The organism is Acinetobacter qingfengensis, from assembly GCF_008693185.1.
Taxonomy (GTDB): domain Bacteria; phylum Pseudomonadota; class Gammaproteobacteria; order Pseudomonadales; family Moraxellaceae; genus Acinetobacter; species Acinetobacter qingfengensis.
Genome location: NZ_VXKN01000004.1, coordinates 80,134 through 95,142 on the forward strand (window position 1 = coordinate 80,134; position 15,009 = coordinate 95,142).

At 38.8% G+C, this 15,009-nt stretch carries 13 protein-coding genes; 8 read left to right on the plus strand and 5 right to left on the minus strand.

The annotated features are described in order from the left end of the window. Positions 1-8: 8 nt before the first annotated feature. Together F4V57_RS06705 and F4V57_RS06710 are read right to left on the minus strand one after the other, a co-directional pair. Positions 9-1,145 (minus strand): amidohydrolase, encoded by a 1,137-nt coding sequence (locus F4V57_RS06705; RefSeq protein WP_070070310.1) that lies wholly within the window; start codon positions 1,143-1,145, stop codon positions 9-11. 13 nt (positions 1,146-1,158) lie between these two features. Further along, positions 1,159-2,163 (minus strand): MsnO8 family LLM class oxidoreductase, encoded by a 1,005-nt coding sequence (locus F4V57_RS06710; protein WP_070070319.1) that lies wholly within the window; start codon positions 2,161-2,163, stop codon positions 1,159-1,161. A gap of 763 nt (positions 2,164-2,926) precedes the next feature. Here F4V57_RS06710 and F4V57_RS06715 point away from each other — a divergent pair. Both F4V57_RS06715 and F4V57_RS06720 read left to right on the plus strand, forming a co-directional pair. Then, entirely contained in the window at positions 2,927-5,464 is a 2,538-nt protein-coding gene (locus F4V57_RS06715) for a TonB-dependent receptor plug domain-containing protein (protein ID WP_070070309.1), read from the plus strand. 155 nt (positions 5,465-5,619) lie between these two features. Next, positions 5,620-6,240: a glutathione S-transferase family protein gene (locus F4V57_RS06720; RefSeq protein WP_070070308.1), complete on the plus strand. Its 621-nt coding sequence runs from the start codon at positions 5,620-5,622 to the stop codon at positions 6,238-6,240. A 94-nt stretch (positions 6,241-6,334) separates the two neighbouring features. On the opposite strand, the gene F4V57_RS06725 is transcribed toward F4V57_RS06720, so the two are convergent. Both F4V57_RS06725 and F4V57_RS06730 read right to left on the minus strand, forming a co-directional pair. Beyond that, the gene (locus F4V57_RS06725) at positions 6,335-6,541 is read right to left on the minus strand and encodes a hypothetical protein (protein WP_070070307.1); all 207 of its coding nucleotides are present in this window, start codon (positions 6,539-6,541) and stop codon (positions 6,335-6,337) included. 230 nt (positions 6,542-6,771) lie between these two features. After that, complete coding sequence (locus F4V57_RS06730) at positions 6,772-7,467, minus strand: GntR family transcriptional regulator (RefSeq protein WP_070070554.1); 696 nt, start codon at positions 7,465-7,467, stop codon at positions 6,772-6,774. Positions 7,468-7,650: 183 nt separating this feature from the next. On the opposite strand from F4V57_RS06730, the gene F4V57_RS06735 reads away from it, so the two are divergent. The 6 genes from F4V57_RS06735 to F4V57_RS06760 are packed head-to-tail and all read left to right on the plus strand — an operon-like array spanning position 7,651 to position 14,228. Further along, entirely contained in the window at positions 7,651-8,580 is a 930-nt protein-coding gene (locus F4V57_RS06735; protein ID WP_070070553.1) for an ABC transporter substrate-binding protein, read from the plus strand. Next, positions 8,567-9,724 (plus strand): phosphotransferase enzyme family protein, encoded by a 1,158-nt coding sequence (locus tag F4V57_RS06740; RefSeq protein WP_070070552.1) that lies wholly within the window; start codon positions 8,567-8,569, stop codon positions 9,722-9,724. Before F4V57_RS06735 ends, F4V57_RS06740 begins: the two co-directional genes overlap by 14 nt. Beyond that, positions 9,717-10,598: a sulfurtransferase gene (locus tag F4V57_RS06745; protein WP_081409253.1), complete on the plus strand. Its 882-nt coding sequence runs from the start codon at positions 9,717-9,719 to the stop codon at positions 10,596-10,598. The genes F4V57_RS06740 and F4V57_RS06745 overlap by 8 nt, the downstream gene beginning before the upstream one ends. A 5-nt stretch (positions 10,599-10,603) precedes the next feature. Further along, entirely contained in the window at positions 10,604-12,790 is a 2,187-nt protein-coding gene (locus F4V57_RS06750; protein ID WP_227515706.1) for a TonB-dependent siderophore receptor, read from the plus strand. Between the two features lie 14 nt (positions 12,791-12,804). After that, positions 12,805-13,386, plus strand: coding sequence for a nicotinamide riboside transporter PnuC (gene pnuC, locus F4V57_RS06755; protein WP_070070551.1), 582 nt, complete (start codon positions 12,805-12,807; stop codon positions 13,384-13,386). A 17-nt stretch (positions 13,387-13,403) separates the two neighbouring features. Beyond that, positions 13,404-14,228, plus strand: a complete 825-nt coding sequence (locus F4V57_RS06760; protein WP_070070550.1) for a 5'-nucleotidase, lipoprotein e(P4) family — start codon at positions 13,404-13,406, stop codon at positions 14,226-14,228. A gap of 67 nt (positions 14,229-14,295) precedes the next feature. On the opposite strand, the gene F4V57_RS06765 is transcribed toward F4V57_RS06760, so the two are convergent. Then, positions 14,296-14,790 (minus strand): hypothetical protein, encoded by a 495-nt coding sequence (locus F4V57_RS06765; protein WP_070070549.1) that lies wholly within the window; start codon positions 14,788-14,790, stop codon positions 14,296-14,298. Positions 14,791-15,009: the final 219 nt, after the last annotated feature.

Consider the following 15,009-nt stretch of genomic DNA (forward strand, 5'->3'; position numbering starts at 1 on the left):
TCTGTATTTTATGCAATAGACTCCAGTGCCTGTATTGCCAAAGTGGCAAAATACTGGGCAGCCGGAAAGATTAAAGATTCGTTAGGTTGATATTTTGGATGGTGTAACCCAAAGGGACTACCGCTACCAATACTGACAAATGCACCAGGAATTTTTTCCAGATAAGCACCAAAATCCTCACCAATCAGATAGAGTGGAACGTCTTCAATGCGATAGCCTTGATCTGCAGCAACTTTTTTGCTGAATGTCGCCCATTGAGGTGTGTTGATTAATGCGGCTGGTCCATTTTCCCAATCCACTAAAATTTCAACAGAATGAGATAGTGCAATACCTTGTACAATTTGACGTAGTTGTTGTTCTACTGCTATGCGAATTTCTGGAGCATGGGTTCGGACAGTACCTTCAAGTTCTACGGTTTCAGGAATAACATTCCATGTTGTACCACCATGAATTTGAGTAATACTCACCACGCAGGTTTCAAGATTGTTAATGCTTCGGCTGCTAATGGTTTGTACGGCTTGAATTAATTGTGACGCAACAATTACGGGATCTCGTGTTTCATGTGGTCGACCAGCATGTCCACCTTTGCCATTGATGGTGATTTTGAAGCGATCAACATTGGCATAAAAAGCACCTGCACGGGTTGCAAATGTTCCCAAAGGTAATTCCGGAACATTATGGAAGCCAAAAATAGCAGAAACATCGTCCAGTATCCCAGCATTTAGAACCTCGTAAGCCCCCCGATAAGTTTCTTCGGCTGGCTGGAAAATAATACGTACAGTACCTTTGAGTTCTGATTCACGAGATTTAAGTAAAATTGCAGCGCCTAGAATTGTGGAAGTATGTAGATCATGACCGCAGGCATGCATTACACCATTTTGGCTAGAAGTAAATGCCTGATCAATTTGTTCATGAATCGGCAGTGCATCTATATCAGCACGTAATGCAATAATTGGCTGTCCTGCCCCGATATCTGCAACCAAACCGGTTGTTAAGCCCCACGATGATGATTCGATATTATATTCAGCCAGCCAGGTCTTTAATCTGGATGTGGTTTGCACCTCTTGCCCTGATAATTCCGGATAGCGATGTAATTCACGACGCCAGTTGCGTAATTGTGCTTCGAGTAACCCTGTAGCTCCCATGAAATTCTCCAGCCTAAGCAGCAAGTACTTTATGCTTTGCCAATAAAGTCAATGCTTTCAGTCGTGTTTCATGATCAAGCACAGGAGATTCTACGATAAATTCGTCAATGCCATATTGCTGATGTAATGCCTGTAATTGCTGATGTACATCGCCAACCGTGCCTTTTAAAACATTGAGTTGTTCCTGTTTTAAACTCTTAATCGCTGATCCGGCTTGTCGGGAGAATTCATAGCCACTTTGCTCGTTTAGAATTTTGACACGTTGGCCATTTTCAAGTTCCAGTGTCCAGACAGATAACCCTTGTGTAAGTGTTTCAGCTTGTTCCTGGCTATCTGCCACAATGATTTGCACGGCAACCAAGGCTTTTTTGCCACCACTTGCTTCAAAAAAAGTATGCAATGCCTGTTTTAATAAATCAGTATCACCATTTAAATGTGCGGCAAAGACAAAATTCCAGCCTAACTCGGCAGCGAGTTGAGCACTTTCAATACTTGCTCCAAGTAAAAAACGTTCTGCACCATAATGTGGAACAGGTGTAGCTATAAGTTGAGTGCTATCTTCAGGATGAGTTTGAGTATTTAAATAATGATCCAGTGCAGCCAATTGAGTTTTAAAATCACCTTTTTGTGCTTGATCAAGACCAATTTGTAATGCTTTGGTCGAAACAGGAAAACCACCCGGTGCTTTTCCGATACCCAGATCAATACGATCATTTGCCAGACTGGCAAGGACATTAAAATTTTCCGCAACTTTGTAAGGACTGTAATGTTGTAGCATTACACCACCTGATCCAATTCGGATACGTTTGGTTTGCGCCAGTAGCCATGCAATTAAAATTTCAGGAGATGGGCTTGCTAACGCTGCTGATGCATGATGCTCAGCAATCCAGTAGCGATGAAAACCTAGATTTTCGGCAGTTTGAACGATTTCTCGAGCATTATGAAATGCCTGCTCTGCGCTAATGCCTTCTGCTCTTGGGCATTTATCAAGAATACTTAATTTGTAACCTAACCCCATTTTTTCCATATTCCAGAAACGTGAAAGATGAAGAGTATTAAAGCGGGTTGTATATAAAAAATTAAATAAAAAATATATTGATGGTTATATTAAAAAGTGAAAAACCAAAGATATGCTGGTATTTTTAGCATTATCATTAATATTAATTATGATATTAAAAATGATGATAATGTGTATAAATACTACTTAATACTGGGAAGTAAGATTTGTTTCAATAAAAAATGATATAAAAATGATTTAATAATATTTAGTAAATTTGAAATCAGTCTATATATTCTCAAATCACAGAAGTAAATGCATGACAAAATTGTCATTGAATGTACAAAATTGATGGATAATTGCTTAGGAAAAATGATGCATGTTTATGAAATATTCTTATTAAAACAATCGCTTGTATTGATGTGTTGATAGATTCTTGATTAGAGCTTTATGTTAAAGACAAGCCTTGTATCTTGTAGTGATCAGATCTAACAATTTTATGCTAATGAAAAGGAAATATGAAAATGATTGATTTAAATAACAAGTAAATTAAAAATTTATTGGTTTTTATTTAAACTTTATATTTAAATAAAAGACTTTTTAAATTTTATATTTAAATAAAGTGAATCTGATAGACATTTAAATCAATGGTTTTGATTTAGATGAGTAGGTGATCATTTTTTAAAAACCTTCAATGGCAAAATGTTTAAGAGAAAATTTAATACCATACAGCTTTATGTGTATTGAGAAAATTTATTACTAACCACATGAGAGGGTAAGCAGAATGTTGCAAACCAAAATTATACAACCCAAATCGCAACAATTAGAGTTTAAAATATCGAGATTATATCAGTCGATTTTTTTTGCATTAACTTGTGGTGTGACAGGGTCATTATATGCCGTTGAAAATCCCGGTGATACTCAGATTTCTGTTGAGGAAAAGGATGTTCAACAACTTGAGAGTGTGGTGGTGGTGGGAAATCGTGCCGGTATTCGCACAGTAACCGAAAGCCCATCTCCTGTAGATGTAATCAGTGCTGAACAATTAACTAAACAAGGGACAACCACCTTACGGGAAACACTGGCAAAAATTATACCGTCCTTTAGTGTTGCGACTGTACCTAGCCAGCCAGATGGTTATGGTGCAGTCGCACGATCGGCAGGTCTGCGAGGATTGGGAGGCGGATATACGCTGGTTTTGGTTAATGGTAAACGTCGACACGTTGGCGCACTTGCCATTAATAAATATGGATACGGTGAAGGTTATCAGGCTGCAGATCTGGATTTAATTCCTGTCAGTGCTGTTTCGCGGGTTGAAGTATTACGTGATGGTGCTGCGGCACAATATGGTTCAGATGCAATTGCTGGTGTAATTAATATCGTATTGAAATCAGCCGATCATGGCGGTAGTTTAAACGCAACTTACGGTGGGCGGGCACATTATTCCGATGCGGAAAAACGTAATGGTGAAACCTATCAGGCCTACGGTAATTTTGGTGTTGCTTTGGGGCAGGATGGTTTTATTCATTTTGCCTATGATTATAAAAATCAGGATGCAACCACACGTGCCGGTACAGTGAGTGGAAATATTTATTCGCAGGTTAATGGTGCCGATGATCCTCGTGAAGCCACTGTTAATCGCCATGTCAATAAGCTGGGTTTACCTTCGGTAGAGCAATTAACACTTTCATATAACGCAGAATTGCCATTGAGTGAGCAGATTACGGCTTATTCATTTACGACTGCCGGATGGCGTGATGCTGCAACTGGTGCATCCTATCGCCGACCAAATTCGACATCCAGTGTAACTGAAATTTATCCAGATGGAACGACACCAGAAGTCTTGCTGGATGAATTTGATTTACAAAGTGTCTGGGGAATCAAAGGAGATGATTTTTATGGCTGGTCGTGGGATGTCAGCAGTTCGTATGGTAAAGATAAACAAGATCATTCGACCAAAGATAATCTTAATCCTTCACTCGGAACAGCAAGCCCAACGACTTTTGGTTTGCAACGTTATGAAGCTTATCAGTGGGTTAATAATATAGATTTTAAAAAGGCCTTTGATATTGGCTTTGGAGTAAATCCCTTAAACGTTGCATGGGGAGTGGATTACCGTAAGGAAGGCTGGTCTTCAAAAGCTACAGATGCATTGGCTTATACCAATGGTGGATATATCTATAGTACAGGAGATCAGGCGGGATCTTCTGCCACAGTGGGTACATTTGGTGCAAGAGTTCTATTGCCAGAAGATGAAGCTGATATTAGCCGAAGTAATACAGCAGCTTATCTTGATTTAGGGCTGGATCTGACTCAAAACTGGTTTGTGGGCATTGCCGGACGTTTTGAGCATTATGATGATAGTTCTGGTAATACATGGAATGGAAAATTAACCAGTCGTTACGAATTTACACCTCAGTTGGCCTTACGAGGTACAGTGAGTACCGGATTTATCGCACCATCACTTTATCAACAAGGCTTTGCATCTACCGGAATCGTCAGTACCGTCACTAATGGTGTGCGTTCAGATGTATATAGTAAAAGTGTCAGAACGGATTCAGCATTGGGGCAGGCATTGGGTGCAGAAGCTTTAAAACCAACGAAATCAACTAACTATTCTCTTGGTTTGACCTATAGCCCAATTAAAAATTTAAATATTGCATTGGATGCCTATCGTATTGATTTAAAAGATCGTATTACATCAACAGACGGTTTAACGGGTACAGGGATTAATGCCATTTTAGCTGCAAATGGTTTCTCTAATGTAAACTACGTAACGTATTATGCTAATTTATTTGATACACAAACCGATGGTATTGATTTAATTGCAGATTATACCCAAGAGTTTGAAAAATATGGTCGTGTACGTTGGAGCCTAGGATTTAACTACAATAAAACCAAAATTACCGGTATCGCTGATAATCCAAGTCAACTGGATGGAATTAGTGTTGAACGGATTACCCGTCGTACTAGAGGTATGATTACAGATGCTGATCCAAAAACTAAATTTACCTTGGGTGCAAATTGGCAATATAAAAAATTTGATCTGAATACTCGATTATCACGTTATGGCAGTTATATTGCCAGAGGTGAAACTGAATCACTGGATCAAACCTTTGATGCAAAATGGATTGTTGATTTAGATGCTACATATAACTTAACAGATAATCTGGCTTTTACTGTGGGTGCAGACAATCTACTAAATACTTATCCGGATAAATCTAACATTGTCGATAGTTTAGGAGAGAATAAATATGCTCAGCTTTCGCCATTCGGTTTATATGGTGGATATTATTATGGGCGGATCAGTTATCGTTTTTAATCATATTTAAATGTCTGTGTTTTGAATTTTATTGAAGAATATTTAAATCATAGATTTCTTACAATATATTCATGCTATCTAGTCTTTTGATTAGATCAAGGGCATATAAAATATTGTCAAACATTTAATTGAAATAAATCTTTTTGGAAAATTATATGAGTATTACCATCTGGGGCAGACCCAATTCTTTAAATGTACATAAAGTATTATGGCTTGCTGCTGAGCTAGAACTTGAGTTTAAACATATTCCGGCAGGACAACATTATGGACTACTTGATACGGAAGAGTTTTATCAAGTGAATCCCAATCGATTGGTTCCAGTATTACAAGATGGTGATACGGTGATTTGGGAATCTAATACCATTTTGCGTTATTTGGCGGAAGTCTATGGCAAAGACACATTATGGATTACTGATCCTAAAGCTCGTTTTGCTGCGGAAAAATGGATTGATTGGTACACGACAACTGTTCTACCATCTTTTGGTGTGGTGTTTTTTAACCTTATACGACAGCCAGAAGATAAACGGGATTTAGATGCTGTTAAAAATGCAGCGGAAAAACTGGAAAAAATTCTTGATGTTGCCGAGCTTGAATTGTCTAAGCAACCATATCTTTCAGGTCAGGATTTTAGCATAGGAGACATCCCATTGGCTCTTGCACTTAACCATTGGTTTAATCTGGATATTGAGCGCCATCATCAGCACACATATTTACAGGCGTGGATAGAACGCATTCGCCAACGTCCACATTTTCTAAAGATTGCTAACGTATTGTGATTGATTTCATCATATCGGTAAATTTTTTATATTCTTATCTTTTATTCTAATATGGAATAAGAGATAAGAAAGTTTTACATTCATTGATATAAAATTATGGATTATCTTTTTTATTAAAAAGAGATAATCTAAAATGACTTTTGATGAGTAATCCACAAATACCAAATAATGCAGCAATAATGAGCCAAAAAAATTCTAAATCAATAAAAAATAAAACAATTGCGATAATTGCACAAATAAAAAGTATCCAAAAAATTACAAATGCAATTTTTTCTGGTAATTCGTTTTCATAATTATGCATATACAACCTGAGAGATGAGAGAAAATAAAAAATTTCTTATAATTTAAAGAAAAAATTAAGGATTTAATATAAGTTTTAGTATTTATTTTCATGAAATTAGTAAATTTTTATTGCAAAACGTAAATCTTAAATTCTATATTGAGTTATACATCACGTATTTTATTTGTTTTGCATTATTTTTCACATATATTATTTCTATATAATAAGAATTATATCAATTCTTGTGCTATTTAACTAGAGTTAATATCAAGTTGTAATTCCACTTTATCATCTCGCCAAATTTCAATATCAAATTCAATCACTTGATCTTTACTTTTATTAATACGCTCAATTTTAATGGCAGATTGATGTGGTGGGATACGTAACAGATCTTTCGCCAGTTCGGAAATATTGGAATTTTTGATCCATAACTGGCTGGTATCGTATTTTAGTGCAAAATGTGTTTCGATAATTTCGACCAGTGATTGGTTTAAATCAAAATTCAATACTTCTGCAAAGTTAGGGTAGGGCAAGTAATTATATTCAAGCACGACCGGAATATCATTGATAAAGCGTAAGCGAATAATTTCGATAAAGCGTAAATCATTTGTTGAGGAATTAAATTGTTGTGCAATTGCTGTATCGACATAAGTGATCTGGCTAGAAATAATTTGCGTAGAGGGTATAAATCCTTGTTCAGTGACATAGGCATTAAAACTTTGTGTGGTTTGCAGGTTGTAATTGATTTTTTTTCGGTTAACTAGCCAACCAATATTCTTATTTTTAAAAATTTTCCCTTCATTACGTAAGTTTTCCAATGCTTTGCGTAGAGTTTCTCTTGAACAATGAAATTTTAGGGCCAGCATGCGTTCTGAAGCCAACAATTGATGGTCACTATAATCACTAATTTCTGATTCCAGTTGTTTCTGTACATCTAAATAGCGCATGAATGCTTAATTCCATTAATGATTCAGTCGATATGTATTCTATCTGATTTCAGCATTTCATGTCTGGCGAAAAATTGTGAGTGTATTTTGTTATCTCTGAAACTGATATATAAATCTGTTTTTATTGGTGGTATGTACCATTAATTTTTTATACTTTTTTCCTATTGAGATGAAGGTTCAAATATGTCTGTAATTAAAATTGCGTTGGAATATTTTCACCCGTGGCCAAACTCTGCTGGTTTTTATTATGCTAGGCAACAAGGTTGGTTTGCGCAATATGGCCTGGACGTTGAGTTTGTAGTGGTTGATCCATTAAAAGGCGATGCGCTGGAGTACTTGAATCAGCAAAGGGTTGATTTTGCAATTTTTCCGACCAATCGTCTTTGGGTGCGCCGTGAACTGGGGCAGCCTTTGTTGGGTATTGCAGCAATTAATCATACTGGTCTAGAAGCAATCCAGACTTTAAAAAGTTTGGGAATTGATCGTCCCAAAGCACTAGAAAACAAACGTTTGGCTTTAAATCCGACGGCACGTGGTCTGGCGATGGTTCGTCATTTGGTTGAACGGGATGGTGGTGATTTTGATCAGGTTATTCTGGTGGATGCTGGTTATCGTGAATATACGCCAGATGAGTTACAGGCCGGATTGGCTGATGCCAGTTTTGGTGGATATTGGGTTTGGGAGGCATTGATGGAAAGTCATATTGCTGCTGAAGAGCGTATCGTATGGCCGGTCAGTCAAATTGGTGCACCAACTTATCACAGTTATTTGCTGGGAATTAATGAAGAACAACAGCATCTTTCTGCTTTGCAGATCAGACAATTCTTGCAGGTTGCTAGGCAAGGTTATCAGGCAGTGGCACAGCAACCGGATGTGGCTGTGGAAATTTATGAACAAGTGATTCCATATTTTCCACAAACATTAATCCGTAAATCCTTACATGCTGTGGCAACGACATGGCATGCGGCACAAGGTTGGGGCATACAGAATCATGATTTTCATCGGCAATATAGTGCATGGTTAGCCCAATATGGCATTTTAAAAGATGTGGAAATTTGGCAAAGTGCAACCAGTAATGATTATCTTGTGGAGCAAACGCATGTCGCTGTCTGAGGATGTGACCGGACATGGTATGGGAATGGCATTGGAAGTGAAGGATTGGTGTCCATTAACTTTGTCCGATGTGACAGTTTTACAGCGCTATTATCCTGTACTATCTGGTGAGTTAAATATTGTTTGGCATAGTCCACGACCATTTTCTTCGGCCTGTATTGTGCATCTTGTGCAGCAAGATGTGTTAATTAAACGCAGTCATCTCTCTTTTCGTTCAGTACAGGATATTGAGCAGGAACATCATTTTATTGCACATTTGGCCAGTCAGAGAATAGCCGTACCTCATCTTTATACGCATTCACAACAAGGAACGGCAATTCTGTTGGATGATTGGGTATATGAGGTGCATCAAAAAGTACCGGGTGTGGATATATATGCTGAGCAACAGTCATGGCGGCCATTTTTTTATACTCAGCACGCATATACTGTTGGTAGATATATGGCAAGATTACATCATGCTGCTAAAAATTATGCTGTCAAACATCCACGTGATACGCAATATCTGATTGCTAATCAACGGATTATCGAAAAATCGGATGTCGTTAAAGCGATTAATTTACGTATTGCCAATCGCTCAGGGTTATCTGCTTTTTTTGCAATTCATCCATTACCTGCACAGTTTTGGCAGGATGTGCAATATTTTCATCAACGTGTGCAATCAGACTTGGTACAACTACCTAAACTCTGGACGCATAATGATTTACATAGTTCCAATTTTATCTGGCAAGATACGACTGCTGAGGCTGAAATTGCAGCAGTCATTGATTTTGGTTTGAGTGATCTTACTACTGCTGCATACGACATTGCCACGGCAATTGAGCGTAATGTACTGGATTGGCTGGCTTTAGCACAATCTGATGATATTCATGTAGATATTGCCAGTTTACGAGGTTTGTTAGAAGGCTATATCAGTCAACCACATCAAGTCGAATCGTTGCTGATTTTGCCAAAATTGTTGCCATTGGTACATATTGATTTCGCTTTGTATGAGTTGGAATATTTTTTGGACATTACTCAAAATGCTGCACATGCTGATGCAGCCTATGCTTATTTACTGGAGCATTTACGCTGGTTCCGTACAAAACAGGGACAAGTCTTCTTGGCGCAATTGCACGACTTAATTGAGGAATTGGTAAGTGTATAGTAAGCGACAACAAATGTTAATTGAATGTGATGCACTCAGTGATTTACTGATCCAGCAACAGACGAATGTGGTTGTGATTGATGCTACAGTGCAATTGGCGTCACCACAATTTGATGGAGATTATCGAGTTGAAAGTGGGTACATGCTCTGGAAGGCTGAACATATTCCCACGGCCATTCACGTTGATCAATATCAGGACTTTGCCGATACGAATAAAGCATATAGTTTTGCTCCACCTGATGTGGCAACTGCACAAAATTTTTTACGACACCTTGGCATTCGACAAGATAGTCAGGTGGTTATTTATGATTGCCGTGATGGTATTTGGGCTGCTCGTTTATGGTGGGTATTGGCATCATTTGGTGTGTACAGTCGTATACTAAATGGTGGCTTAAGTGCATGGAAGAGAGCGACTTATCCTGTAATACAAGGTGAGCCTGCTTACAATCCATCTATAACGATAGGTGACATTATTCTCACATCTCAATCAGGCTATTGGGCCGATATTAATGATGTTGAGCAGGCGTTACAGTCTGATGACAGCACACTGGTTTGTGCGCTGGGACAGGCCCAATTCTTGGGGACGGCTGTTAGCCGTTATGCACGTCGTGGCTCAATTCCTGATAGCATCAATATCCCGGCGCGGAATTTTATCGGGACAGATAATAAATATATTGCTGAGCAGGACATACTTAAAATTTTGGCAGATTATGATTTGCCGCAACAGCATACCATTCTGTATTGTGGAGGCGGAATTTCGGCTTGTGTATTGGCAGTTGCCATTCGGCTGGTTTCTGATACCGCTTTTTCGATTTATGACGGCTCACTACAACAGTGGGCACAACAGCCACAACGTCCACTTTTTGTAGGTTAAGCGCAATGAATATTACAATTATGCAGCAGCACCCTTTATATCAAGCGATATCCACCATTCTATTTTCTGCTGTGACACTTTATTCTGGCGCCTTGGCTGCGCAAGAACAAGATGTCAAACAACTGGATGCAATCACTGTCTATGCTGAGAATACTCAAGTCAATTATGGCAGTAAGCAAGTCGCTGTAGCAGGCTTTGGTACACAGGACCTTCGTAAGGTTCCAGCAGCGATTTCTACGATTACATCAGATTTAATTGCTGATCAACATGCAAAAGTATTAACCGAAGTCATCAAAAATGATGCTTCAGTAGGTGATGGCTATGCTGCTATTGGCTATTATCCGAATGTGGTGTCCAGAGGTTTTGCACTGGATCTGGCTTCCAGTTATCTTATCAATGGCTTGGCAATACGAGGGGAGCAAAATATTCCACTGGAGAATAAGGAGCGTGTGGAAATACTAAAAGGTATTTCGGCATTGCAAAGTGGTATGTCCACACCTGGTGGAGTGGTGAATTATGTCACCAAAAGACCGAAAGAAATTAAACAATTAAATGTCAGTGCCGATAGTTATGGCGGTACAGGATTTGCTGTAGATCTTGGTGGTTTTTGGGGACAAGGGCAGCAGTTTGGTTATCGTTTAAATGCAGGTGCCGAAGACATTCATAGCTATGTTGATCATGCGAATGGCAAACGCTATTTTGGTGCGTTGGCATTGGACTGGAATATTGACGAGCGTTCGGGTTTGCAATTTGATATCGAGTCCCAGTATCAGAAACAACGTTCTGTGCCAGGATATCAATTGCTAGATGGTCAGGTGCCAGAGCATGTGAATCGGGAACGTTTGCTTGGTTATCAAAGCTGGAGTGATCCGGTGAGTGTTAAGGCATTGACCACACAATTAAAATATCATTATAACGTGAATAATGACTGGACGGCTGAACTGGCGGCCTCGCACAGTCGGGTAGTCATGGATGACAACACTGCTTTTCCATGGGGTTGTTATATTGGTGGCGTATGTCAATATGCGGGTATGGGTAATACATTCGATGCTAATGGTAATTATGATATTTATGACTATCGTATACCTGATGATACCCGCCAGACAACGCAATATCAGGCCAGTTTAAATGGTTTACTACAAACAGGAACCATTAAACATCAACTGTATTTTGCTTTAAGCCAAACCGATAAACAGCGAAAGCGTTATCAAGGGATTAATGAGTATGTTGGTACAGGAAATATTTATAACAATACCATTGATTATTCACCTTCCGGGGTAACTGACATGGGGAATCGCTATAAACCAATCGACAGTAAACAGACAGCATTGGCTTTTTCTGATCGTGTGACCTTTAATCCACAATGGTCAGCATTGCTGGGCGCAAAATGGATTGATCTCGACGAAAAAGCGTATAATTCTGATGGTGAACAGATCAGACATAGTAGTATTCATAAATTTTTGCCCCAACTGGCATTGATATACTCACCATGGCAGGATACCAATGTTTATGCATCTTTTGCCAAAGGTTTATCTGATGGTGGTGAGGCACCGTGGTATGCAGAAAATGCTGACGAAGTTCTAGCGCCTGTCAATTCCAGACAATATGAACTGGGTTTAAAACAACAGGTGGGGAATTACTTGTTGACGGCGGCAATTTTTGATCTAAAACAGGATAATCAATATACTCGGGTCAACACGGATGGTTCATTACAATTTGTAGCAGAAGGAAAACAGCATAATCAGGGCATTGAACTTGGTACACAAGGACAACTGACTGATGCACTGAAATTAAATATCACACTGGCATATATTCGCTCGCGACTGGTAGATATTGACACGGTAGCCTATAAGAATCATCAGACGCAAAATGTACCAAAACTACGGTTTGCCACACATTTATCCTATGATGTTGCTGCAATTGAAGGGTTGCGTTTATTAGGCAGTATGCAGGCCAGTAGTGGTAAAAATGCTAACAAGGAAGGTACAGCAAAGGTTGCAGGATATACCACATTTGATATCGGAGCAGCCTACCAATTCAAACCTTATGGGCATGACACCACATTAAGCCTGAAAGTTGAAAACCTATTTAACAAAACTTACTGGCGTGATGTGGGGGGCTTTATGGGGGATGATTATCTATTTTTGGGCGCACCACGTAGTGCAAAATTTGCAGTGAACTTTAATTTCTAGTGCAGGATAAATAGATGTCAAAATTAGAGATTGCTGCCTTTATATTGAATGTACTGGGTGTATGGCTAACTGCCAAACAATATCGTATTTGTTGGTTGGTCAATATTATGGCAGTTTCTCTGTATATTGTGATTTTTTATGAGGTTAAATTATATTCGGATGCCTTGTTGCAATGTATTTTTGTGGTCTTGCAAATTTATGGCTGGTATAGCTGGTCCAGTCAAAAACTATCTACATCTTCCAGTGTGTCACGTGTTCCCAAAAAAATCATGGCTATCAGTGTGTTGGCTGGTGCAGGCGTAGGTGGATTATTGGGTTTTATCACACATAATTATACCGATGCTGCATTGCCATGGCTGGATGCTGCATTGACTGCTTTTAGTATTGTTGCCAGCCTTTGGGCAGCCAGAAAATATATTGAAAGCTGGATGTTGTGGTGTGTATTGGATGCCATTTATGTGATGATGTTTATCAATAAAAATTTGTATTTGACTGCTTTTTTATATTTCATTTTTATTTTATTGGCACTTAATGGCTGGCGGATGTGGAACAAGCAATTGTCACCACATCAGGCGTTCTCTTCAGAAAAAATATGAACCATAAGGAACAGTACATGATGCGATCATTTTTTAATTTAAAATATCGAACAGCATGTGTTACGGCGATGGTCGCATTGGCGACCGGCTATAGTGCACAGAGTTTCGCAGAAATTTCATTACAGGGATCTACAGTTTGTGCTGCAAAACAGTACGCCATGAGCTTGAAATACCAGCAACAATCTGCGGAAATTCAAGCATTACAGTGGCAAGCATATCATTTGGCAACTGATCGCTTGCAACAAATATTGGCGCAATCTCCTCAGCATAAGAATTTGGCCATTGTCACGGATTTAGACGAAACAGTTTTAGATAATAGTGATTTCTTAGTACAAGATCTGCAAAATTGCCGTGATTACACCGAATGGAAAAGCTGGAGTGATTGGGAAAAATATGGTCGTCCAAAACTTATTCCAGGCAGTTTGGACTTTTTAAATTTTGCTGCACAGCAGAATGTCAAAATTTTTTATATTTCCGATCGCTCCCAGCAATATCGTGCACAGACGCTCGCTCATTTACAACGTTTGGGATTGCCACAAGCTGAAGATGCACATCTTTTGTTGTATGGAACATCTAAGGAACAGCGTCGGCAACAGGTGGCGAAAAATTATCAGATCGTTATGTTGCTTGGTGATACGTTGCATGATTTTTCAGATCAATTCAACAATCAACAAGACAAGCTGACACGTCAGCAACGTGTTGAACAAAATCATCGACACTTTGGATATGACTGGATCATGTTGCCTAATGTCAGTTATGGAGCATGGAGTAAAGATGTTTATACACCATTATCATCCGAAGACTTTCCTGTACATATCGGTACAGAAACTGCGATACCATAATTTGCTTAATGTACGCTGAAAAACACTGTTACCGATATCGAATAATTTGCAATGACAAGAACAGCTTTTAAGGTGTTTGCTGGGCTCTTAACCGTTGCGCAGTTTCGTAGCAATCTTCAACATGTGTTTCTGCAATCTTTTTCATCAGGACATAACCAAGTGTTCCTGCAACAATTGACCCGCCTAAAGGAATAAATTTCGTCACCTGTTTGGTTAAAAATTTGCTGACAATTCCATTTACAGACTGTTTGGCAATGGTCCTTGCTGCGACAAAGCTGGATAATTCAAAACCACGTTTACGCAATTCAGTCCAGTTCACTTTTTTGGTCGCTGGATTGTAGACTTGCATGTGTTTTTCAGATAGACCAAATTTGGCATTGATTTCCGGAAGTAGAGTACTGAGTACACCTAAATCGACAAATAAATCAAAAAAAGGAATAGGTACAATCGCTGCGCCTGCGGAAATGTAAGCACGTTTTTTTACAAGTTCCAGACTTTGTTGACGGGCGTGTTCAAGATTAATGGTTGGATCAATATGATCAGGAATTTCTTTTAATTTCATCAGGATTTTCCTCTAATTTAAATGATTAATATTGTGAGCATGCGTGTTTTAATTGCATCACCTTGCCATATTTTTTTTGTGATGTATAGCATAAATATGCTGTGTTTATTTATAGTTTAAACGACATAAAATGTCGTAAAGTTGCTGGAACTACTGGCATTGCGGTTAGGGTTTCCGCTAGCATAGCAACACAAAAAGCAACAATTACCGGGATATGTA

Bases quoted from the DNA above. Each gene is read 5' to 3' on its own strand.
- F4V57_RS06705 (WP_070070310.1), bottom strand. From the start codon at position 1,145: ATGGGAGCTACAGGGTTACTCGAAGCACAATTACGCAACTGGCGTCGT.
- F4V57_RS06710 (WP_070070319.1), bottom strand. From the start codon at position 2,163: ATGGGGTTAGGTTACAAATTAAGTATTCTTGATAAATGCCCAAGAGCA.
- F4V57_RS06715 (WP_070070309.1), top strand. From the start codon at position 2,927: ATGTTGCAAACCAAAATTATACAACCCAAATCGCAACAATTAGAGTTT.
- F4V57_RS06720 (WP_070070308.1), top strand. From the start codon at position 5,620: ATGAGTATTACCATCTGGGGCAGACCCAATTCTTTAAATGTACATAAA.
- F4V57_RS06725 (WP_070070307.1), bottom strand. From the start codon at position 6,541: ATGCATAATTATGAAAACGAATTACCAGAAAAAATTGCATTTGTAATT.
- F4V57_RS06730 (WP_070070554.1), bottom strand. From the start codon at position 7,467: ATGCGCTATTTAGATGTACAGAAACAACTGGAATCAGAAATTAGTGAT.
- F4V57_RS06735 (WP_070070553.1), top strand. From the start codon at position 7,651: ATGTCTGTAATTAAAATTGCGTTGGAATATTTTCACCCGTGGCCAAAC.
- F4V57_RS06740 (WP_070070552.1), top strand. From the start codon at position 8,567: ATGTCGCTGTCTGAGGATGTGACCGGACATGGTATGGGAATGGCATTG.
- F4V57_RS06750 (WP_227515706.1), top strand. From the start codon at position 10,604: ATGAATATTACAATTATGCAGCAGCACCCTTTATATCAAGCGATATCC.
- pnuC (WP_070070551.1), top strand. From the start codon at position 12,805: ATGTCAAAATTAGAGATTGCTGCCTTTATATTGAATGTACTGGGTGTA.
- F4V57_RS06760 (WP_070070550.1), top strand. From the start codon at position 13,404: ATGATGCGATCATTTTTTAATTTAAAATATCGAACAGCATGTGTTACG.
- F4V57_RS06765 (WP_070070549.1), bottom strand. From the start codon at position 14,790: ATGAAATTAAAAGAAATTCCTGATCATATTGATCCAACCATTAATCTT.